The sequence below is a fragment of the Citrobacter pasteurii genome (genome assembly GCF_019047765.1).
GTDB lineage: Bacteria > Pseudomonadota > Gammaproteobacteria > Enterobacterales > Enterobacteriaceae > Citrobacter > Citrobacter pasteurii.
The window spans coordinates 3,815,487-3,837,434 of the sequence record NZ_CP077262.1 but is presented as its reverse complement, the minus strand read 5'-3'; the positions used below and the strand labels follow the sequence as shown (position 1 = coordinate 3,837,434).

22 protein-coding genes and 1 pseudogene are annotated in these 21,948 nt (G+C 52.1%); 6 read left to right on the top strand and 17 right to left on the bottom strand.

Annotated features, from left to right (window positions below):
* Positions 1–56: 56 nt before the first annotated feature.
* Positions 57–1,442 (bottom strand): anaerobic C4-dicarboxylate transporter DcuC, encoded by a 1,386-nt coding sequence (gene dcuC, locus I6L54_RS18720; RefSeq protein ID WP_040232563.1) that lies wholly within the window; start codon positions 1,440–1,442, stop codon positions 57–59.
* A gap of 457 nt (positions 1,443–1,899) precedes the next feature.
* Between dcuC and pagP the strand changes: the two are divergent.
* Together pagP and cspE are read left to right on the top strand one after the other, a co-directional pair.
* Positions 1,900–2,464, top strand: a pseudogene (gene pagP, locus I6L54_RS18715) (lipid IV(A) palmitoyltransferase PagP).
* A gap of 189 nt (positions 2,465–2,653) precedes the next feature.
* A complete protein-coding gene (cspE, locus tag I6L54_RS18710) occupies positions 2,654–2,863 on the top strand; it encodes a transcription antiterminator/RNA stability regulator CspE (protein ID WP_000034825.1) in 210 nt (69 codons plus the stop codon).
* Between the two features lie 50 nt (positions 2,864–2,913).
* Here the strand turns inward: cspE and crcB are convergent, their stop codons facing one another.
* Entirely contained in the window at positions 2,914–3,297 is a 384-nt protein-coding gene (crcB, locus tag I6L54_RS18705; RefSeq protein WP_040232560.1) for a fluoride efflux transporter CrcB, read from the bottom strand.
* A 90-nt stretch (positions 3,298–3,387) separates the two neighbouring features.
* Between crcB and I6L54_RS18700 the strand changes: the two genes are divergently transcribed.
* Together I6L54_RS18700 and tatE are read left to right on the top strand one after the other, a co-directional pair.
* Positions 3,388–4,176 (top strand): deaminated glutathione amidase, encoded by a 789-nt coding sequence (locus I6L54_RS18700; RefSeq protein WP_040232559.1) that lies wholly within the window; start codon positions 3,388–3,390, stop codon positions 4,174–4,176.
* Positions 4,177–4,304: 128 nt separating this feature from the next.
* Positions 4,305–4,508 carry a twin-arginine translocase subunit TatE gene (tatE, locus tag I6L54_RS18695; protein ID WP_005120835.1) on the top strand — a complete coding sequence of 68 codons (204 nt, stop codon included), beginning with the start codon at positions 4,305–4,307 and terminating at the stop codon, positions 4,506–4,508.
* 97 nt (positions 4,509–4,605) lie between these two features.
* Here the strand turns inward: tatE and lipA are convergent, their stop codons facing one another.
* The 10 genes from lipA to I6L54_RS18645 all read right to left on the bottom strand — a co-directional run bounded on the left by lipA (position 4,606) and on the right by I6L54_RS18645 (position 14,073).
* On the bottom strand, positions 4,606–5,571 hold the full coding sequence (lipA, locus tag I6L54_RS18690; protein ID WP_040232557.1) for a lipoyl synthase: 966 nt from the start codon (positions 5,569–5,571) through the stop codon (positions 4,606–4,608).
* Positions 5,572–5,777: 206 nt separating this feature from the next.
* Positions 5,778–6,419, bottom strand: a complete 642-nt coding sequence (gene lipB / locus I6L54_RS18685) for a lipoyl(octanoyl) transferase LipB (RefSeq protein WP_040232555.1) — start codon at positions 6,417–6,419, stop codon at positions 5,778–5,780.
* 113 nt (positions 6,420–6,532) lie between these two features.
* The gene (ybeD, locus tag I6L54_RS18680; RefSeq protein ID WP_003022706.1) at positions 6,533–6,796 is read right to left on the bottom strand and encodes a DUF493 family protein YbeD; all 264 of its coding nucleotides are present in this window, start codon (positions 6,794–6,796) and stop codon (positions 6,533–6,535) included.
* A gap of 106 nt (positions 6,797–6,902) precedes the next feature.
* Positions 6,903–8,114 (bottom strand): D-alanyl-D-alanine carboxypeptidase DacA, encoded by a 1,212-nt coding sequence (dacA, locus tag I6L54_RS18675; protein WP_005121435.1) that lies wholly within the window; start codon positions 8,112–8,114, stop codon positions 6,903–6,905.
* 142 nt (positions 8,115–8,256) lie between these two features.
* A complete protein-coding gene (rlpA, locus tag I6L54_RS18670) occupies positions 8,257–9,360 on the bottom strand; it encodes an endolytic peptidoglycan transglycosylase RlpA (RefSeq protein WP_005121434.1) in 1,104 nt (367 codons plus the stop codon).
* 10 nt (positions 9,361–9,370) lie between these two features.
* Positions 9,371–10,483 (bottom strand): peptidoglycan glycosyltransferase MrdB, encoded by a 1,113-nt coding sequence (gene mrdB, locus I6L54_RS18665; RefSeq protein ID WP_003022718.1) that lies wholly within the window; start codon positions 10,481–10,483, stop codon positions 9,371–9,373.
* A 2-nt stretch (positions 10,484–10,485) separates the two neighbouring features.
* Positions 10,486–12,387 carry a peptidoglycan DD-transpeptidase MrdA gene (gene mrdA, locus I6L54_RS18660; RefSeq protein WP_005121432.1) on the bottom strand — a complete coding sequence of 634 codons (1,902 nt, stop codon included), beginning with the start codon at positions 12,385–12,387 and terminating at the stop codon, positions 10,486–10,488.
* 30 nt (positions 12,388–12,417) lie between these two features.
* Positions 12,418–12,885, bottom strand: a complete 468-nt coding sequence (rlmH, locus tag I6L54_RS18655; protein ID WP_003022725.1) for a 23S rRNA (pseudouridine(1915)-N(3))-methyltransferase RlmH — start codon at positions 12,883–12,885, stop codon at positions 12,418–12,420.
* A 3-nt stretch (positions 12,886–12,888) separates the two neighbouring features.
* On the bottom strand, positions 12,889–13,206 hold the full coding sequence (rsfS, locus tag I6L54_RS18650; RefSeq protein ID WP_003022728.1) for a ribosome silencing factor: 318 nt from the start codon (positions 13,204–13,206) through the stop codon (positions 12,889–12,891).
* Positions 13,207–13,461: 255 nt separating this feature from the next.
* Entirely contained in the window at positions 13,462–14,073 is a 612-nt protein-coding gene (locus tag I6L54_RS18645; protein ID WP_040232553.1) for an adenosylcobalamin/alpha-ribazole phosphatase, read from the bottom strand.
* A 97-nt stretch (positions 14,074–14,170) separates the two neighbouring features.
* Between I6L54_RS18645 and cobD the strand changes: the two genes are divergently transcribed.
* On the top strand, positions 14,171–15,265 hold the full coding sequence (cobD, locus tag I6L54_RS18640) for a threonine-phosphate decarboxylase CobD (protein WP_040232552.1): 1,095 nt from the start codon (positions 14,171–14,173) through the stop codon (positions 15,263–15,265).
* On the opposite strand, the gene nadD is transcribed toward cobD, so the two are convergent.
* Genes nadD through leuS form a run of 4 tightly spaced genes read right to left on the bottom strand, consistent with a single transcriptional unit; the run spans position 15,240 to position 20,104 of the window.
* Positions 15,240–15,881 carry a nicotinate-nucleotide adenylyltransferase gene (gene nadD / locus I6L54_RS18635; protein ID WP_005121427.1) on the bottom strand — a complete coding sequence of 214 codons (642 nt, stop codon included), beginning with the start codon at positions 15,879–15,881 and terminating at the stop codon, positions 15,240–15,242. The two genes, cobD and nadD, sit on opposite strands and share 26 nt — an antisense overlap.
* Before the next feature lies 1 nt (position 15,882).
* Complete coding sequence (gene holA, locus I6L54_RS18630; protein WP_005121426.1) at positions 15,883–16,914, bottom strand: DNA polymerase III subunit delta; 1,032 nt, start codon at positions 16,912–16,914, stop codon at positions 15,883–15,885.
* A complete protein-coding gene (lptE, locus tag I6L54_RS18625; RefSeq protein WP_040232549.1) occupies positions 16,914–17,507 on the bottom strand; it encodes an LPS assembly lipoprotein LptE in 594 nt (197 codons plus the stop codon). Before lptE ends, holA begins: the two co-directional genes overlap by 1 nt.
* 14 nt (positions 17,508–17,521) lie before the next feature.
* Positions 17,522–20,104, bottom strand: a complete 2,583-nt coding sequence (leuS, locus tag I6L54_RS18620; RefSeq protein ID WP_137378448.1) for a leucine--tRNA ligase — start codon at positions 20,102–20,104, stop codon at positions 17,522–17,524.
* 235 nt (positions 20,105–20,339) lie between these two features.
* Between leuS and I6L54_RS18615 the strand changes: the two genes are divergently transcribed.
* Positions 20,340–20,822 (top strand): zinc ribbon-containing protein, encoded by a 483-nt coding sequence (locus I6L54_RS18615; RefSeq protein ID WP_005121423.1) that lies wholly within the window; start codon positions 20,340–20,342, stop codon positions 20,820–20,822.
* A gap of 96 nt (positions 20,823–20,918) precedes the next feature.
* Here the strand turns inward: I6L54_RS18615 and rihA are convergent, their stop codons facing one another.
* A complete protein-coding gene (gene rihA / locus I6L54_RS18610) occupies positions 20,919–21,854 on the bottom strand; it encodes a pyrimidine-specific ribonucleoside hydrolase RihA (protein WP_005121422.1) in 936 nt (311 codons plus the stop codon).
* Positions 21,855–21,948 lie beyond the last annotated feature (94 nt).

Below are 21,948 nucleotides of genomic sequence, written 5' to 3'. Positions count from 1 at the left end.
GGTTTAAATGCCGGATGCGGCGTAGATGCTTTATCCGGCCTACATTTCACTGAGTATCAGCCGCCAACCACGGCTGAAGAAGAACCAGGTACCATCACTTCAGTAGCAATAATCACAATCAGCAGTCCGACCAGAACCGGAACAGAAGTCCGTTTTACGACTTCAAACGGTGAAATCTTCGCCATCCCCGCGACAGCCACAACCACACCGGATACCGGGGAGATTGTGCGTCCGAGGTTTGATGCCTGCAGCATTGGGATCGAAAGGTAGGCAGGGTTGATACCGGAAGAGTGCGCCAGTTTTGGGATCATCTCAACGAAGGCGTAGAAAGGCGCGTTACCGGAGCCCGTGGTCATTGCGGCCAGCATGGTCAGGATAACCAGCACCAGCATCAGAATAATGCTCGCAGAACCAAATGAGGTGGCGATAGAGATCAGACTCTGAATAAAGCCAATGGTGCTCAGACCCTGAGCAAATACACCGGCTGCAACTAACAGCATGACGACGTTAGCAAAGGCATCTGCCATTCCGCGGTAGGCGACTTCCAGACCTGAGAAAACCTTCTGGGTGTTGAATCCGCGGATGAACTCCAGCACTGCGGCAATAAGCATGCACAGCACCAGAATCGTGATAATGTGCAGTTGCGGGCCCCATTTACCATCAAAAATCAGTACACCGACGATCGGGGTAAACGGCAGAATGGCGTAAAACGAGGGAGCTGTAGTGGTGATTTCTGCCACATCTAACATTTCGTGAGAGATGTTCTCTTTTTTATCCAGATAGCGCTGCCAGAAGTAATGAGCAATCGCCATACCAATAATGGCCGCAATGGAAATCGGCAGCGTGGTTTTAAACGCGAAGTCAATCAGTGGCATTTCCGCTGCTTTTGCAGCCAACACGACATCCCCGGAAGTTGGAGAAAGAATGATTGCGGCAGGGGAGGCGCAAATGGCCGCCGCAGCACCACGACTGATCCCAACGTTAACCATGACCGGAAAGAGTGTCGCCATCAACAGCACGCCCAGCCCGGTTGCCGAAGAGACTGCCAGTGACATCAGACAGGCAACAAAATAGGCGGCAATCATTAGCATGTAAGGCGAGTTGATATATTGCAGGGGTTTGGAGGCCAGCTTAACGACCATATCGTTCGCGCCGATATGCGTCATGTAGGCGGCAAAACCACACAGCATCATAATCATCATGCCGAGATCGCCGCCGCGGCTCATTAGCAAAATCTTAATATATTCAACAATATCTGTCGCGGTGTAGCCAGTACTTTCGGCACTGCCGGGCAGAATTTTATGTCCCATCAGGGCGCTGATAATCAATAAAGCCAGGCCCCCGACAAACAATACGCCGGTCGCGGAATAACCTTTAATGATGTAGCGAGCTACACCCACAATAACAACGACTCCAATAAGGAGTTCTATAAATGTCAACATTGTTTCCCCTGTCATATTGACGCCCAGAAAGTTAAAAAACTAAAAAAAGCATAAAGCGGTGTGAGAATGTGCCTAATAAACACCTGCCTCTTGCTGATTAAAATCAATAAAAATACGGATTCAACCGATGGCGCAGGCGTTTTTTCAACATAGCGGATGAGAAGGGAGTACTGCAATCAAAAGTTGTAAAGCGCTCTGGTTTTATGTGTTATTTTGCTTTGTAATGATGCATTTATGTTAATTTATTGTAATATATTTTGGCGTTTTTGCATAAAAAAGCTGGTTAATAAAAATAAGAGAGCGTGTCATAAATAAAAACCACAATAAACATAATGATAATAATCTAAAATTTATATGTGGAGAATATTCTGATTTTTTATTAGCGCATCTTTGTTAAGTTAACGTTAAGGTTCCGTTTGCTACAATTAATACTAACTCCCAGGATGGTAATTAAGTCGTGATTGTCGCTAAACGTTATTTTCTCATTTTTTTCATTTCTTTTTATTCAGTTAGCCTTTATTCCCCAGGGGATTGCTGAGGATAAAGGGTGGTTTGATACTTTTAAAGATAATGTCAGTGAAACCTGGCAGCAGCCCGAACATTATGATCTGTATGTGCCGGCCATTACCTGGCATGCGCGTTTTGCCTACGATAAAGAGAAAACCGATCGCTACAACGAACGTCCCTGGGGGGCAGGATTTGGCCAGTCCCGTTGGGATGATAAGGGTAATTGGCACGGGCTCTATATTATGGCCTTCAAGGATTCCTTCAATAAATGGGAGCCGATTGGCGGCTATGGCTGGGAAAAAACCTGGCGACCGCTGGCCGATGATAATTTCCGTCTGGGGCTGGGCTATACAGCTGGTTTCACCGCGCGCGATAACTGGAACTATATTCCCGTGCCATTGATCCTGCCGTTGGCATCGATAGGCTATGGCCCGGCAACGTTCCAGATGACCTACATTCCGGGTACGTATAACAACGGAAATGTCTACTTTGCCTGGATGCGTTTCCAGTTTTGACAGACTACCTGTATTGTCAGGTGGATTATTATAAACTTGTTTAAAAACAAATGGATATATTGTTTGTCTGAAAAATAACGCGACATTTATCACTTTTTGACAAAGTTCGACTGGACAAAGTGCATCACAATTGTTGTACTGATACCCGACACAGCATTTGTGTCTATTTTTCATGTAAAGGTAATTTTGATGTCTAAGATTAAAGGTAACGTTAAGTGGTTTAATGAGTCCAAAGGATTCGGTTTCATTACTCCGGAAGATGGCAGCAAAGACGTGTTCGTACACTTCTCTGCAATCCAGACCAATGGTTTTAAAACTCTGGCTGAAGGTCAGCGCGTAGAGTTCGAAATCACTAACGGTGCCAAAGGCCCTTCAGCTGCAAACGTAATCGCTCTGTAAGCATACGACAGCAAGCATTCAAAACCCGCTTAATTGCGGGTTTTTTTCGCCTAGTGTGCAGGAGAAGCTGAAACCAGCCAGAATGCCAGGGCGGTCATCGCAAATGAACCCAACAGATTAACCAGCACATTCACCATTGCCCAACCAAAGCGTCCTTCCTGCAGCAAAAACACCACTTCTGCCGAGAAGGTTGAAAACGTCGTCAGTCCCCCGCAGAAACCGGTGGTAATGAACACTTTCCACATTGGATCAATGTTTGTCATGCGGTTAAACCACGCCAGCCCCATGCCAATAATAAACGCGCCAATCAGATTTGCTGCCAGCGTACCGAATGGGATGGCCTGATGCAGCGGATTGAAGCGCATGCTTAACATCCATCTTGCTACGCTTCCTGTACCGCCACCGATAAAAACTGCTAAAAGGAGTTGTAACACTGCGTAATCCTGCTATTTGATTGTATATAGCGTGAGTGTAACGCTGAATAATCGTTGTTGGCGAGCTTAACCCATTTTTCTGGAGGGAATATGTTTGTTGCAGCAGGGCAATTTGCCGTGAGCCCCTCGTGGGAAAAAAATGCGGAAACGTGTGTCCAGTTGATGTCTCAGGCCGCAGGAGAGGGAGCATCTCTGTTGGTGTTGCCGGAAGCGCTGTTAGCCCGTGACGATCTCGACCCCGATTTATCGGTGAAGTCAGCTCAGCTACTGGAGGGCGGTTTTTTGACGCGGCTACAGCAAGAGAGCGCGCAAAACGAGATGACGACGATTCTGACGATTCATGTTCCCTCTGTGCCTGGCCGGGCGTTGAATATGCTGGTGGCACTTCGGGCAGGTCGAGTCGTGGCCCATTACGCGAAATTACATCTCTACGATGCTTTTTCGATTCAGGAGTCGCGGAATGTCGATGCAGGTGAGGCTGTAGCGCCGCTGCTGGACGTTGGCGGATTAAAAGTAGGGTTAATGACCTGCTATGACCTGCGCTTCCCTGAGCTGGCATTGGCGCTCGCGTTACAGGGGGCTGAAATCCTGGTCTTACCGGCTGCCTGGGTGCGAGGATCGCTGAAAGAGTATCACTGGGCTACGCTTTTGGCGGCAAGAGCCCTGGATGCAACCTGTTATGTGATTGCTGCAGGGGAGTGCGGTAACAAGAATATTGGCCAAAGCCGGGTTATCGATCCGTTTGGTGTGACCATTGCCGCTGCGGCGGAAACGCCCGCGCTGATAATGACGGAGGTTTCTGCCGAGCGGGTGAGGCAGGTCAGGGCGCAACTTCCTGTGTTACGTAACCGCCGCTTTGCGCCACCGCAATTATTATGACGTTTTTTTAAACAAGGCTTGATTCACCTTGTTACAGATTGCTATTGTGTGCGCGCGTCGAAAGGCCGTTAATATTCTCAGGTTAATATGGCGCTTTATGCAGCCTGGTTTAAGTTAAGAAGGTATCTATGGGTGAGATTAGTATTACCAAACTGCTGGTGGTTGCCGCACTGGTCGTTCTGCTGTTTGGTACCAAGAAGTTACGTACACTGGGTGGAGACCTGGGAACGGCAATTAAAGGCTTCAAGAAGGCGATGAACGATGATAATGCCGATGCCAGGAAAGAGGCTGACGGTAGCGTTCAGACTGAGAAGCTTTCCCATAAAGAGTAATGTCAGGAGCACGATGCTCATACTGCATACTCTGCATGAAAAAAAACCGGCAATTGCCGGTTTTTTTATTGCTGAAATGTAAGTGAGTATTACACGATTACTTCACTTCCAGCCCTTTGGCCTGCATGTCAGCATGGTATGAAGAACGAACAAATGGGCCGCAGGCTGCATGGGTAAAGCCCATGGACATCGCTTCAGCCTTCATCTCATCAAACTCGTCCGGGCTTACATAGCGCTGAACCGGCAGGTGGTGACGGCTTGGCTGTAAATACTGCCCCAGCGTCAGCATTGTCACGCCGTGACTGCGCAGATCGCGCATAACCTCAATGATTTCAGCATTGGTTTCACCCAGACCCACCATCAGACCGGATTTGGTTGGGATCTCAGGGTGTGCTTCCTTGAAACGTTCCAGAAGCTTCAGTGACCAGTTGTAATCAGCCCCAGGGCGTACGTTGCGGTAAATACGCGGAACGTTCTCGAGGTTGTGGTTAAACACGTCCGGCGGCGTGGCTGTGAGGATATCCAGCGCGCGATCCATACGACCACGGAAGTCAGGCACCAGCGTTTCGATTTTAATCGACGGGCTCTTCTCACGAATAGCGGTGATACAATCCGCGAAATGCTGAGCGCCACCATCGCGTAGATCGTCGCGGTCAACGGAGGTAATGACGACATAGCGCAGCGCCATGTCAGCAATCGTCTGAGCCAGTTTTAACGGTTCGTTAGCATCAGGGGCAACCGGGCGACCATGGGCAACGTCACAGAATGGGCAACGGCGGGTACAGATTGCGCCGAGGATCATAAAGGTCGCGGTCCCGTGGTTGAAACATTCTGCCAGGTTAGGGCAGGACGCTTCTTCGCATACAGAGTGCAGGCCATTTTTGCGCATCGCTGCTTTGATACCCTGGATGCGAGTGGAGTCCGCTGGCAGTTTTATTTTCATCCATTCCGGCTTACGCAGCAGGGCTTCGCGCTCTGTTGCTACATTTTTTACCGGGATAAGAGCCATCTTATCGGCATCGCGGTATTTAACACCGCGTTCCATCACAATGGGTTTACTCATAGCTTGCGTGTTCCAGTTGCGAATTACGAAGGAAAGCGTTTCAATTCAAGGGAATGTTGCATTTATCAACTATTTTTGAATTAGTGATACGCAGTATATCATTGAAACGGGCCAGAAAGCAGCCTGACAGGCTGGCAAAATGTAAAATAGTTGTTGTTTTGTGCCATTTGCCACAACATTTGCTGCGGCAAACGATAACCTGTTTTTCAGTCTGCGATGTACTCGTGGGGGGGATTGCCCAACAGCGCTAAGATGTTCGCCAGCAGGCGTGGGCGAATGTTCTCGGTCGTGGCTGAGCTATCCCACTGCGATACTTTCGCCATCTCCATTCCGGCGTAACCACAAGGATTGATACGCAGGAAAGGCGACAAATCCATATCCACGTTGAGCGCTAAGCCGTGAAACGAGCAGCCTCTACGGATACGTAACCCTAACGAGCAGATTTTCTTCTCCCCGACGTATACGCCAGGCGCATCGGCTCGCGGGTGGGCATCAATACCGATTTCCGCAAGCGTATTCACAACGGTTTGCTCCAGCAGCGTAACCAGTTCGCGAACGCCAAGTTTACGACGCTTCAGGTTCAACAGCACATACATGACCTGCTGGCCTGGCCCGTGGTAGGTCACCTGACCGCCACGATCGCTCTGGATAACAGGAATATCACCGGGCATCAGTACGTGCTCTGCTTTACCGGCCTGACCCTGGGTGAAGACAGGATAATGCTCTACCAGCCAGATTTCGTCATGACTGTTTTCATCGCGGGTATCGGTGAATTCGTGCATGGCCAGAGAGACTGGCTCGTAGGATTGCAGACCGAGCTGGCGGACAAGAATTTTATCCTGATACAAAACGGCATCTCCGTAGATACTCACATAGAGTAGAGAATGTTAAAGAGGGGAAAAGTATATCACAGAGGGGAGAGGTTACCCGAGCGGGGATGCCGCGGGTAACCGACAGGTTTTTACAGCACCATACGTACGATATCGATATTACCTAATTCTTCGTACAGTGTTTCAACCTGCTCAATGTGTGTAGCGGTAATAGTGATTGAGACCGAGTGGTAATTGCCTTTGCTGCTCGGTTTTACCGTTGGGGAGTAATCACCTGGCGCATGGCGCTGTACCACTTCAACCACCTGATCAACCAGCTCAGGCAACGCCTGCCCCATTACTTTGTAAGTAAATGGAGTAGGGAATTCAAGCAGTTCGTTAAGTTTGGTTTTCATGTCAGCTCCGGCGTTACATCAAAAAATAATAACTCCCACGGCGCGTGGGAGTTATCTGGATACCTAGTATATGGGGACGTAAATCACACTTTCAAGTGTTCGATTTTTAGCCAAACCAGTGATGGAACATTAATTTAATGTAATCAATGATTTTACCAAAGAAGTTGCCTTCCGGGATTTCCTGCAGAACCACCAGCGGACGCTGTTCAATGGTTTTGCCATCAAGCTGGAAGTTGATGGTGCCGACAACCTGGTTTTTCTGCAGCGGTGCATGCAGTTCCGTGGTGTTCAGAACATAGCTGGCTTTCAGATCTTTCATGCGGCCGCGTGGAATAGTCAGGTACACGTCTTTATCGACACCTAATGACGCACGATCGGTATTACCAAACCAGGCCGGTTCTGAAGCAAACTCTTTGCCGACTTTCAGCGGGTTCACGGTTTCAAAGAAACGGAAGCCCCAGGTCAGCAGTTTTTTACTTTCAGTTTCGCGGCCTTTATAGGTGCGACCACCCATCACGGCGGAGATCAAACGCATCTGGCCTTCGGTTGCGGATGCAACGAGGTTGTAGCCAGCTTTGTCAGTGTGGCCGGTTTTGATACCGTCAACATTCAGGCTGTTATCCCACAGCAGACCGTTACGGTTGAGCTGGCGGATACCGTTAAAGGTGAACTCTTTTTCTTTATAGATAGAGTATTCGTTAGGCACGTCGCGGATCAGCGCCTGACCAATCATCGCCATGTCGCGGGCCGAGCTGTACTGACCCTCTGCATCGAGACCATGTACGGTCTGGAAGTGGGTGTTTTTCAGCCCCAGCGCATTAACATAGCTGTTCATCAGACCGACGAAAGCATCCTGACTACCGGCCGCGAAGTCCGCCATCGCCACGCAAGCATCGTTACCGGATTGCAGGTTGATGCCACGGATCAGCTGAGAAACAGGAACCTGCATGCCAGGTTTGAGGAACATCAGCGATGAACCTTTAAAGACAGGGTTGCCTGTTGCCCAAGCGTCATTGCCGACGGTGACCAGATCGGTTTCTTTAAATTTCCCGGCTTTCATCGCCTGGCCGATGACGTAGCTGGTCATCATTTTGGTCAGGCTGGCGGGGTCACGGCGAGAGTCCGCATTCTGTTCAGCGAGAACTTTACCTGAATTGTAATCAATCAGGATATACGACTCCGCATCGATCTGCGGAACACCCGGGATCATGGTTTTAATATTCAGGTCATCTGCATGGGCAGCAGAAAGAGAGGCTGCGCAGAGAGCCGCGGTGAGCGCCATGCGCTGCACGAAACGAGCGGAAAAAGTGGTCTTCATGGTCTGAACTACGACGTCCGTGGTGAAATTAAAAAAAGTGCCCTACTATAGCAAATGCATAACTGGCAGGCATCTGACTTTCCGCGTGACTTTGTTAATGTCATTTACAGAAATTGACAACTCAGATGCCTGGCTTACGTTATTACACGCCGGTGATGAAGGACTGTAATTGCGCCTCGGATTGGAGACGCTGCTGCAGTGTGGAGGCTTCAGCCTTGCTGGCGAATGGCCCCATCTGAATACGCCAAACGGCGCCGTTTTGCACAACCCGGCCCGGAACGCCAAACTGCTGACTTAAACGCTTTTGATACTGCTGTGCACGCGCCTGCTCGCTTACCGCGCCAACCTGAACGACGTAACGACCGTTGGCTGCGGCTGCCGGAGTGGCAACGGCGGCGGCTGGTGCTGCTGCGACAGTCGGTGTTGTGGCTGGCGCAGTCACAGGGGCGGCAGGTTGTGGCGCTGGCGTCGGTTCGCTACCTTCAAGCACACCGGAAGCGAGCGTGGTCGGTGCGCCGAGGAAACCACCGCTGTTTACTGGTGCTCCGGTAGGGTCATCGCTTTTCAGGGTGGAATTGCTGATCGGGCGGATATCACCTTGCGGCTGACCCGCATCCGGTGTAGCAGGCATGCTGCCGCCGCCGCTTAAATCAGGGCGAGAGGGCAGGGCATACGTTTGTTTAGCGACTGTGGTACAGGCCATACCTGGGCCGGACAGAGAACCATCCTGTGCGACAATGATAGGATCGATACGCACTTTCGTGTTGTTAGATGTGTTCAGACGATCGGCGGCGGCACGTGAAAGTGAGATTACGCGATCGTTGCCATAAGGACCGCGATCGTTAATGCGCACGACGATCATCCTGCCGTTTGCCAGGTTGGTAATTCTGGCATAGCTTGGAACAGGCAGCGTCGGGTGCGCAGCGGTCAGCTGCATCGGGTCAAACGCTTCACCTGAGGCGGTTAAATTACTTCCTGGCTCCGCATCGTAAATGGCGGCCAGTCCAGCCTGGCTAAAGCGAGAGGGATCCTGGACTATCTTGTAGCTCTTACCGTCACGCTGATAGTCCTGATTCGCCGTTGGGTTCAGGGGTTCAAAGCGCGGATCGGCTCCGCTGATTTCAACAATCGGACCATTACACACCGCAGGCTGCGGCGCGACGGCAGCCTGTTGCTGACCATCATCACTTGAACACGCCGCGAGCATTCCTGCTGCGATGCAGATTCCAATCCACTGCTTACGCATTGCGTACCCCTTACACGCTTTTTGACAACATTTTTCTATGGGTGTGGATCGACATGACAATCCCGAACCCGGCCATCAGCACGATCAGTGCAGAGCCTCCGTAACTGACCAGTGGGAGTGGAACCCCAACTACAGGCAGAATACCGCTCACCATACCAATATTTACGAAGACATAAACGAATAATATCAACATTAAACCACCGGCCATGACGCGACCAAAGGTCGTTTGTGCGTGGGCGGCGATCCACAATCCGCGCATAATCAGCAAAATGTACAGGGCAAGCAGGATTAAAATCCCTACCAGACCCAGCTCTTCCGCCAGTACTGCAAAGATAAAGTCAGTATGACGTTCGGGCAAAAACTCCAACTGCGACTGCGTACCATGCAACCAGCCTTTGCCGCGTAGCCCACCTGAACCAATAGCAATTTTAGACTGAATAATGTGATAGCCCGCGCCCAGCGGATCGGTTTCCGGGTCGAGAAGCATCATCACGCGTTGTCGCTGGTAATCATGCATCAGGAAGAACCACAGTATTGGAATAAATGCGGCCACCAGAACCACGGCAACGCCGATTAAACGCCAGCTCAACCCGGAGAGGAACAAGACAAACAGGCCGGAAAGCGCAACCAGGATTGAGGTTCCAAGGTCAGGCTGCGCGGCAACCAGCAGCGTTGGCATAAAAATGAGCACCAGCGCAATAGCCGTATTCTTCAGCGAAGGTGGGCAGACATCGCGGTTGATAAAGCGCGCCACCATCAGCGGGACGGCTATCTTGGCGATTTCCGAGGGCTGAAAACGCACGATTCCCAAATCCAGCCAACGTTGTGCGCCTTTGGAAATGGCGCCGAAGGCATCGACAGCAACCAACAGGATGATACAGAAGATATAGAGGTACGGCGCCCAACCTTCATAGACTCTGGGCGGAATTTGCGCCATCACCACCATGATGACCAGCCCCATAGCGATCTGGCCGACCTTACGTTCCATCATGCCAATATCCTGGCCGCTGGCGCTCCAGATGACCAGCGAGCTGTATACCAGCAGGGCCAGCAAGATAAGCAACATTGTGGGATCGATATGAATTTTGTCCCAGAATGTTTTTTTGTTCGGATTATCCGTCACGATTATTGGTCCTCACCTGCTGCAACCGCCGGGTTTTCAGCAGGCAGATTGGTGTTGTTGTCGCCCAACATAATGTGGTCAAGGATCTGGCGCATGAGTGTACCTACCGCCGGACCGGCCCCACCGTTTTCGAGGATCATCGCGACAGCGACCTCGGGTTTGTCATAGGGCGCGAATGCAGTCATCAGTTTGTGGTCGCGTAAACGTTCGGCGATCTTATGTGCGTTATAGGTTTCATTGGCTTTCAGGCCAAATACCTGCGCGGTACCGGATTTCGCCGCAATTTTGTAGGGTGCGCCAGCAAAATACTTGTGCGCAGTCCCATTAGGGCGATTCGCTACACCGTACATACCGTCTTTGGCGATTTCCCAGTAGCCAGAATGAATGTCACCGACAGGAGGCTCATGTGGCTGTACCCACGGCACTTGCTTGCCATTTTCTGCCGTGCTCATCAGCAGATGCGGGACTTTCACCATGCCGTCGTTGATGAGGATCATCAGCGCCTTACTCATCTGGATAGGCGTTGCTGTCCAGTAGCCCTGACCGATACCGACGGGGATTGTATCACCCTGGTACCAGGGCTTTTTAAACCGTTTTTGCTTCCACTCACGGGTTGGCATGTTTCCTGCTCGCTCTTCAGCGAGATCGATGCCCGTATAATGACCGTAACCAAACTTGCTCATCCACTCAGAAAGACGGTCAATCCCCATATCATAGGCGATTTGATAGAAAAACGTATCAGCGGACTCTTCCAGAGAACGGGTGATGTTCAGATGACCGTGCCCCCATTTTTTCCAGTCACGGTAACGTTTCTCTGAGCCGGGTAATTGCCACCAGCCGGGATCGAATAGCCCGGTATTGCGGGTAATAACGCCTGCGCTTAACGCAGAGACCGCAACATAAGGTTTAACCGTGGATGCCGGAGGGTAAACGCCTTGCGTGGCGCGGTTAACCAGTGGGGTATTGGGGTCATTGAGTAACCCAGAATAATCTTTGCTGGAGATGCCGTCCACGAACAGGTTCGGATCGTAACTCGGCATAGAGACCAGTGCCAGGACACCGCCGGTACGCGGGTCTGTGACCACGACGGCGGCACGGCTTCCCGCCAGCAGCGTTTCAATGTATTGCTGGAGTTTTAAATCAAGCGTCAGATAGATATCGTGCCCGGCCTGCGGCGCCACTTCTTTCAACTGACGAATGACGCGGCCACGGTTATTGACTTCAACCTCTTCATAACCGGTTTGGCCATGAAGTACGTCTTCGTAATAGCGCTCGATACCCAGCTTGCCGATGTCATGCGTGGCTGCGTAGTTGGCCAACTTGCCGTCTTTATCCAGGCGTTCAACGTCTTTATCGTTGATCTTCGATACGTAGCCAATCACGTGGGTCAGTGCAGAGCCGTACGGATAATAGCGGCGTTTATAGCCTTTGACCTCGACGCCGGGGAAACGGTACTGATTCACGGCAAAGCGAGCGACCTGAACTTCAGTCAGGTTGGTTTTTACCGGGATCGAGGTGAATCGGTGCGAGCGGGCTCGCTCTTTTTTAAAGGCTGCGATATCGTCATCGGTCAGATCCACGACGTTGCGTAGCGCCTCGAGGGTATCCTGAATATTGTCGACCTTCTCCGGCATCATCTCTATCTGATAAATGGTGCGGTTAAGGGCGAGGGGAATTCCGTTGCGGTCATAAATGATGCCGCGGCTGGGGGCAATAGGCACCAGTTTGATGCGGTTCTCGTTCGAACGGGTCTGATAATCAGTAAAGCGAACGATTTGCAGATTATAAAGATTGGCGATTAGCACGCCAGTGAGCAGCAAAATCCCCAAAAAAGCGACCAGCGCCCTGCGCACAAACAGCGCGGACTCAGCCGTATAGTCGCGAAAAGAATTCTGTAGTTTCATCCGCTGCTTAATCTACTCAAGAATCAATGATCACTCACGGTGATAAGGATGGTTGGTGGTAATGCTCCACGCCCTGTACAGACTCTCTGCGACCAGCACCCGAACAAGAGGGTGGGGAAGAGTTAACGCAGAGAGTGACCAGCTTTGCTCCGCTGCCGCTTTACAGGCAGGGGACAGTCCTTCCGGCCCGCCAATCAACAGACTGACGTCACGACCATCCAGTTTCCAGCGTTCCAGCTCGGTCGCCAGCTGTGGCGTGTCCCAGGGTTTTCCTGGGATATCAAGGGTGACGATGCGGTTTTTGCCTGCGGCGGCCAGCATCTGTTCACCCTCTTTGTCGAGAATGCGCTTAATGTCCGCGTTCTTGCCGCGTTTTCCTGCCGGGATTTCAATCAGCTCAAAGGGCATGTCTTTTGGAAACCGCCGCAGGTACTCCGTAAAACCGGTTTGCACCCAGTCAGGCATTTTCGTACCCACAGCGACAAGTTGCAGCTTCACGCATTAACTCCAGAGTTTTTCCAGTTCATACAGGCGACGACTCTCTTCCTGCATAACGTGGACAATCACATCGCCAAGATCGACGACGATCCAGTCAGCTACGTTTTCACCTTCTACGCCAAGCGGCAGCAGACCGGCAGTGCGAGATTCCTGAACAACGTGATCGGCGATAGACATGACATGGCGGCTGGACGTGCCAGTGCAGATAATCATGCAATCGGTGATACTGGATTTGCCCTGAACATCTAAGGCGATGATGTCTTGACCTTTCAGGTCATCAATTTTGTCGATTACAAAATCCTGGAGTGCTTTACCCTGCAAGTGTTCCCCCTGGGTGAAAAAGAGTTAAAAACGTCTGTTAGTATACCTGAACCAGAGGCGATATCGGGACAAATGTCTCCGAAAGCGCTTTTGAGGTGCGCTATCATCCCACCCCACGCAACAGAATGCATCGCCATTTTTGTAAAACAATTTCTGCAAAGCTCTGAAAGGCGGGAAAAGTCAGGTTGCGGAGAATAGCAGCCTGTCATAGGGTGTCAATGGGAGAGAGGCCCTTCGGCAGAAAAAACAGTGCATTCACTCCCCCTCGTGCCATACGGCGCGACTATTGAGAACTTTCAGAACTGCAAAATCGTCACAAAAATCAATGGCACTCCAGCATCCCTGTTCGATGCGAAAGTGCCACATGGCGGCCGCGGGCATGGACAGCAGCCGGGCCACCAGCACGCTCAGCACGCCCTGATGACTTACCACCAACAGATTTTGACTGTCTTTGTAATCAGCAAGCTGAGCAATGAAACGTTCAACACGCTGTGAAAATGCCTGGAATCCTTCACCGTTGGTTGGGGTCGCATTCTGCCAGTCGTTACACCATATGGCATAATTTTCAGCGTCTTCACGCGCAAGATCGCGATGATGGCGCATTTCCCAGTCGCCAAAGCACATCTCATTAAGTTCAGGCATGATACGCACAGGAATCTCGCGATCGCCTAAGATCAACTGCGTTGTATGGCGGGCACGCTCCAGCTCGCTGCACAGAACGTTGTCGAAAGAGACATTGTGTAGCAGTCCACTCAGTGATTGCGCCTGAGCAATCCCCCGTTCCGTTAGCGGTGTTGGGGCATGACCGCTGTATAACCCAGCGACATTGGCTTCGGTTTCTCCGTGACGTACTAACCAGAGTCTCATTTTTTCCTCTTGGGCCTATTCGCACAAAATATGATGCTTGCCCTGATTGCGCAGAGATTTTTTCAATAAAATACCCTTTTTTGACTGGAGCGGCACGATGTCTTTATTGAAGAGCGCGCACGGCGGTAATACCCGAGAAGCCGCCGCATTGTTGGGCATCCCGCCTGAGCAATTGCTGGATTTTAGCGCGAATATTAACCCGCTGGGTATGCCCGCAACCTTAAAATGCGCGCTTATCGACAATCTGGACAGGGCTGAATGCTACCCGGACGTTGACTACACCCAGTTGCATGCGGCGCTGGCGCAGCATCATCAGGTACCTGTTTCGTGGATTGTCGCGGGGAATGGCGAAACAGAATCTATTTTCACTCTGGTTAATGGGCTCAAGCCGCGTCATGCGATGATTGTTGCCCCCGGGTTTGCTGAATACCGCCGGGCGCTGGAATGGGGCGAATGTGCAATCCATGAGTTTGCGCTGCGCGAGGAGGATGGTTGGCAGCTCACCTCCACGATCCTTGAAGCGTTAACGCCGCAGCTGGACTGCCTTTTTCTCTGTACGCCCAACAACCCTACAGGGCTATTGCCCGATGGTAATCTGCTTGCTGCGATAGCAACGCGCTGCGCCGAATTGGGGATTACCTTGATTCTGGATGAAGCCTTTATCGATTTTATTGCCGGGGAGGAGGGTTTTATTCCGCGGCTACAAGAGAATCCGCACATTTGGGTTCTTCGCTCGCTGACCAAGTTCTATGCGATACCGGGATTGCGACTGGGTTATCTGGTCAATAGTGACGAACAGGCCGTGGCACGGATGCGCAGCCGACAAATGCCGTGGTCAATTAACGCATTTGCCGCGCTGGCGGGAGAGATGATTCTTAGCGATAGCGCCTACCAGCAGGCGACGTGGAAATGGCTGGCGCAGGAAGGACAGCGATTTGATCAACAATTGCAAACACTGCCCGGCCTGACAGTCTATCCCGGTCGGGCTAACTATCGGCTGTTACGCTGCGATCGACCGGATATCGATTTGCAAAAATCACTGCTGGAACAACATGTTTTGATCCGCAGTTGTGCCAATTACCCTGGCCTGGACGCGCGTTATTACCGGGTTGCTGTTCGCAGTCAGGAAGAAAACGACCGCCTGCTGGCGGCATTAAACAACACGCTTAGCGGTACAAACCCTGCTGGTTGATATAGTCGAGCACGGCGCGTGGCAGTAAGTCGTCGCACGGCTCGCCTTTTTCCAGGCGTTCGCGGATAAGCGTGGCGGAGATATTGAACCACGGCGTTTCGGCCAGGTAAATTTTCCCGCAAGGCAGGTTGTGCAGGTCATCCGGCGAATGCGTCAGATGATTTTCCAGCCATTGCTGGTGCTGTTCCTGTGCCATCTCAAGCGGATAACCCGGTCGTCGACACACGATAAGATGGGTGTTGTCCAGAATTGTGTGGTAGTCGTGCCAGGAAGGGAAGGTCAGCAGCGAATCCTGACCAATGATAAATGCTAACGGCACGTTCGGGCCTTGCTCCTCGCGCCACTCTTTTAGCGTTTGCGCGGTGTACGAGGCGGTATCGCGTTTTAGCTCGCGTTCATCCAGTGAAAACAAAGGCTTGTCGGCAATGGCCAGTTCAAGCATATGTTTACGCTGGGCGCTGGAGGCTTCCGGTTGCGCACGATGTGGTGGCACGTTATTGGGCATGACAATGACCCGAGACAGGCCAATCAGATTAGCCAGAATTTCAACGGGTTTCAGATGACCATAATGCACCGGATCAAAGGTGCCACCGAACAGAGCCTGCAATGATTTCATATCAACCATCAATAAAAACATCTGCCAGTGATTTATGGCAAAGCAACAGGGAAAGTCCCTCAAGCTCCGCCCACACTGACTGACCATAGTCTTGTTTAAGCGTAATTTCCGTACGTGTTAACAGCGTGACCGCCTGACGTAACTGCGTGGGGGTCAGTCGGTTTAACGCCTCTCCCATCATGCCACGGCGATTTTGCCATACCCGATGTTTGTCAAACAATGCCCGTAATGGGGTATGAACCGACTGCCGTTTCAGGTTTGCCAGCAGCAATAATTCCCGCTGCAGAGTACGTAACAAAATAACAGGTTCACTGCCTTCAAGACGGAGCTGTTGCAGAATATGCAGCGCGCGCTTGCTTTTGCCCATCAGTAGCGCATCCACCCAGTGGAAGGGGGTAAAGTGCGCGGCATCGTTAACGGCTTGCTCCACACGAGGCAATGTTAATTTACCGTCAGGCCAAAGTAGCGACAACCGCTCCAGCGCCTGCGCTAACGCTAACAGATTGCCTTCGTAGCAATAGCATAAGAGCTGGTTGGCGGCGTCATCCAGCTGCAGATTATGGTGCTTCGCCCTTGCGGCTACCCAACGCGGAAGCTGTGCCTGTTCAGGTGTCTGGCAACTGACCAGCACCGCGTTATTCGCCAGCCCGGTATACCATGCCGCGTTTTCCTGGGCTTTGGTCAGCTTGTTACCACGGACAATAAGCAGCAGATCGTCATGTAGCAGCGTGACGAGCGAGGCAAGTTGTTCGTTAATGGCGGCATTGGGGCCATTTTCTGGCAGTTGCAGGAGTAACGTTTGACGGCTGGCAAACAGGCTCATCGCCTGGCAAAGGGAAAAGATTGCGCCCCAGTCGGTGCTGGTATCGAGGGTGAACGTATGGTGTTCTTCGAACCCTTGCGCGGCGGCAGCCATACGGACGATGTCCTGGCTCTCCTGCAACAACAGGGGGTCATTGCCCAGTAGTAAATACGCCGCGCGCAGCCCTTCATTGAGCTGTGCGCGGAGTTGTTCAGGGTACAACTTGAGCATCAGTTACCCAGCGTGGTGGAAACACGCGCCGGAGAGGAGGACGCTGGCGCTGCAGTTTTCACTGCAGGCTCGACGTCATCACTGGATGACTGAACATCAGCGATATGTACGCTTGGCAGTTTACGAATCAACTGCTCGGCCGCCTTGTCGTACATCTCTTTAACGATCATCTCCTGCTCGTTATCCTTCGCCAGTGCCGCTTGTGGGTTGTCGAAGAATGAACGATAGACTTTAGCGCTGATCGGGTAAATATCATGGCCCGGGATCAGGACTGAAGCACTCACGGACATCACCATCTGGTATTCAGCGGTTTGACCGTTCTGGAACACGGACGCGGTATCCTGCGAAATGCTGACTGCACCAAGGCGTAAGGACGGAACGTCTTTGCGCGTTGAGCTGTCTTCCAGCAGTGTAACGTCATTCAAACGCAACTGATTACGTACCGCCCGGCTTAACGGGCCGTTCGGATCACCCGTGACCAGAATCATGGTTTTCATCGTGGGGGGAACCTGCGTAGTACTACGCAGATGCCAGCCACACCCGGCGGTGACCAGCACCACCAGGGATAACAACAATGTTGTCAGATGTCGCACGCTTCCTCCCGCGCTTAGCCAACGACCAGATTGAGGAGTTTACCCGGTACATAAATCACTTTACGTACGGTAACGCCATCAAGATATTTTGCCACCAGAGGCTCCTGGCCAGCACGTTCACGAACCTGCTCTTCAGTGGCGTTTACCGGGACGGTAATTTTACCACGGACTTTGCCGTTGACCTGAACCACGACCAGCGTAGAGTCTTCGACCATGGCGCTTTCGTCAGCAACTGGCCACGGTGCATTGTCGATATCGCCTTCGCCTTTCAGCGCTTGCCACAAGGTGAAGCAAACGTGTGGGGTGAACGGGTTAAGCATACGCACAACGGCCAGCAGCGCTTCCTGCATCAGGGCTCTGTCCTGTTCGTCTTCCTGCGGTGCTTTTGCCAGCTTGTTCATCAGTTCCATAATCGCCGCAATCGCGGTGTTAAAGGTCTGACGGCGACCGATATCATCAGTCACTTTCGCGATGGTTTTGTGTACGTCACGACGCAGCGCTTTTTGATCTTCCGTCAGTGCAGCAACGTTCAGCGCCGGTGCATCACCCTGTGAGGTGTGTTCGTAAACCAGTTTCCAGACACGCTTCAGGAAGCGGTTTGCCCCTTCTACGCCGGATTCTTGCCATTCCAGCGTCATATCAGCCGGAGAGGCGAACATCATGAACAGACGCACGGTATCCGCACCGTAGCGTTCAACCATAACCTGCGGGTCGATACCGTTGTTTTTCGACTTAGACATTTTGCTCATGCCGGTATACACCAGTTCATGGCCTTCTGCGTCCTTCGCCTTAACGATACGGCCTTTTTCGTCACGCTCAACGATGGCATCAACCGGGGAAACCCAATTACGCTCGCCGTTTGCGCCAACGTAGTAGAAGGCATCTGCCAGCACCATACCCTGGCACAGCAGTTGTTTAGCCGGTTCGTCGGAGTTCACCATGCCTGCGTCGCGCATCAGTTTGTGGAAGAAGCGGAAGTAGAGCAGGTGCATGATGGCGTGTTCAATGCCGCCAATGTAGATATCAACCGGCAGCCAGTAGTTAGCCGCTTCTGGGTCCAGCATCCCTTCGTTGTACTGCGGGCAGGTATAGCGCGCGTAGTACCAGGAAGATTCCATAAAGGTATCGAAGGTGTCGGTTTCACGCAGGGCAGGCATACCGTTAACGGTGGTTTTCGCCCACTCCGGATCGGCTTTGATCGGGCTGGTGATACCGTCCATGACGACATCCTCTGGCAGAATTACCGGCAATTGATCTTCTGGTGTCGGCAGTACGGTACCGTCTTCCAGCGTGACCATCGGGATTGGTGCACCCCAGTAACGCTGACGGGAAACACCCCAGTCGCGCAGACGGTAGTTAACTTTACGCTCACCGACACCAAGAGCTACCAGCTTGTCAGCAATGGCGTTGAAAGCGTCTTCGAAGGCCAGGCCGTCAAACTCACCGGAGTTAAACAGCACGCCTTTTTCGGTCAGCGCCTGTTCAGACAGATCCGGCTCTGCGCCTTCAGAAGTCAGAATTACCGGCTTGATGGTCAGGCCGTATTTGGTGGCAAATTCGTAGTCGCGCTGATCGTGACCCGGAACAGCCATCACCGCACCGGTGCCGTATTCCATCAGCACGAAGTTTGCCGCCCAAACCGGGATCTCTTCGCCGGTCAGCGGATGAACGGCTTTAAAACCAGTGTCGACGCCTTTTTTCTCCATGGTCGCCATTTCGGCTTCAGCAACCTTGGTGTTGCGGCATTCGTCAATGAAGGCAGCCAGTTCCGGGTTATTTGCCGCCGCTTTCTGCGCCAGTGGATGACCTGCCGCAACAGCCAGGTAGGTCGCACCCATAAAGGTATCCGGGCGGGTAGTGTAGACGGTCAGCGTGTTGTCATAACCGTTAACGTCGAAGGTGATTTCCACGCCTTCAGAACGGCCAATCCAGTTGCGCTGCATGGTTTTAACGGTGTCAGGCCAGTGATCCAGGTTATCCAGATCGCGCAGCAGTTCGTCAGCGTAAGCGGTAATTTTGATGAACCACTGTGGGATCTCTTTACGCTCAACTTTGGTATCGCAGCGCCAGCAGCAGCCGTCAATAACCTGTTCGTTTGCCAGTACGGTCTGGTCGTTAGGGCACCAGTTCACCGCAGAGGTTTTCTTGTATACCAGACCTTTTTTGTACAGTTCGGTGAAGAACTTCTGTTCCCAGCGGTAATATTCCGGGGTGCAGGTCGCCAGCTCACGGCTCCAGTCGTAACCGAATCCCAGCATTTTGAGCTGGTTTTTCATGTACGCGATGTTGTCGTATGTCCACGGTGCTGGCGCGGTATTATTTTTTACCGCCGCACCTTCCGCAGGCAGGCCGAACGCATCCCAGCCAATTGGCTGCAGGACGTTTTTGCCCAGCATGCGCTGGTAGCGGGCGATCACATCACCGATGGTGTAGTTACGTACGTGGCCCATGTGTAGTCGACCAGAAGGATAGGGAAGCATAGACAGGCAGTAATACTTCTCTTTGCTCTCGTCTTCGGTAACTTCAAATGTGCGCTTCTCATCCCAGTGAAGCTGTACTTTGGATTCTATCTCTTCCGGGCGGTATTGCTCTTGCATGGCAGCCAGTGGTCCTGTTTTCAATACAGCTACAAACGTAGCTTTAGATGTGGTGTTTCAGATCCGCATAGCATAGCCCAAACGTCCGCGTCAAAACAGCCTTTCGCGCATTCAGCATTGAATTCCCGCAAGGATAAATATTGCACGAATTTACATACTCTGTGGACAGTCTTGCAAAGCGTAGCGTAAATAACGTCTATTATTATAGACAGTTAACGACCCAGGAGGCGAAGCGATGAACAAGGTTGCTCAATATTACCGTGAACTGGTGACGTCACTTAGTGAACGTCTGCGCAATGGTGAACGCGATATCGATGCGCTGGTGGAGCAGGCACGTCAGCGAGTTATGCAGACCGGGGAGTTAACGCGAACCGAGGTGGAAGAACTCACAAGGGCCGTCAGACGCGACCTCGAAGAGTTTGCGCTCAGTTATGAAGAGAGCCTTGATGAGGAGACTGACAGCGTCTTTATGCGGGTCATCAAGGAGAGTATCTGGCAGGAACTGGCCGATATTACCGATAAAACGCAGCTCGAATGGCGCGAAGTGTTCCAGGATCTCAGCCATCACGGGGTTTATCACAGCGGTGAAGTGGTTGGGCTGGGCAATCTGGTTTGCGAGAAATGTCACTTCCACTTAGCTGTTTACACACCGGATGTGCTGCCGCTGTGCCCGAAATGCGGTCACGATCAGTTCCAAAGACGGCCGTTTGAGCCGTAATCGCTTATTGCCGGATGGCGACGCGAAGCGTCTTATCCGGCCTACAAATTGCACGATTTTGTAGGCCGGATCAGCGTTAGCGCCGTCCGGCGTGTATCAGGCGTAAAACTTCAGACGTTCTGCCAGCAGATCGACAAACCCCTGGCGATTAACGTCCACCATCACGGTGGCGTTTGGCTTATTGCCGCTCAGGAAGTAGTAATCCACCACGGTCATACCCTGCGTGTATTTACCCTGGGTTTCCACACCAACCCAACGATCAACGGTGGTAAACAGTTCCGGTTTCAGCAGCCAGGCAATGGTACAGGGGTCGTGCAGCGGCGCGCCGATGAATCCCCATTTTTCGTCTTTGTGATATTCAAAGAAGAAGTCGAGTAGTTCAGCTACGATCGTTGAAACAGGATTGCCGATAGCGCGGAACCGCTCGGTATCTTCGCGGTGTATTTGCGCTTTATGCGTCACGTCCAGTCCCGCCATCACCACCGGAATGCCCGACTGGAAGACGATTTCAGCGGCTTCAGGATCAACGAAAATGTTGAACTCGGCGGCGGGCGTCCAGTTTCCGAGCCCCATTGCTCCACCCATTATCACGATACGGGCGATGTTGGCGTGCAGTTCAGGATGGCTATTCAGTAGCAATGCCACGTTGGTTTGCGGCCCGGTGGAGACAATGGTTACTGGTTCCGGGCTGTCTCGCAGGGTTTTCGCCATCAGTTCCACAGCGGTACAGGCCTGCGGTGCAAAGGCTGGTTCCGGGAGCGACGGGCCATCTAACCCACTCTCGCCGTGGACGTTATCGGCAATAATCAGATCGCGCATCAGCGGTTTCACAGCGCCACCGGCGACGGGAATATCACTACGATTGAGCAGCGTTAGCATGCGTAATACGTTACGCAGCGTTTTGTCGGGCGTCTGGTTACCGGCTGACGAGGTTATCGCTTTCACATCCAGTTCAGGTGAGGCGAGGGCGAGAACAATTGCGATAGCGTCGTCATGGCCAGGATCGCAATCAAACAGGATAGGAAGTGCCATTGTTGCTCCTTGTAAGTGGGACTCTGTGACAAGGTTAACGCTGGGCTGTATCGGTTTCGAGAAATGAAGAGGTAAATCGTGAGGTGGCGCGCAC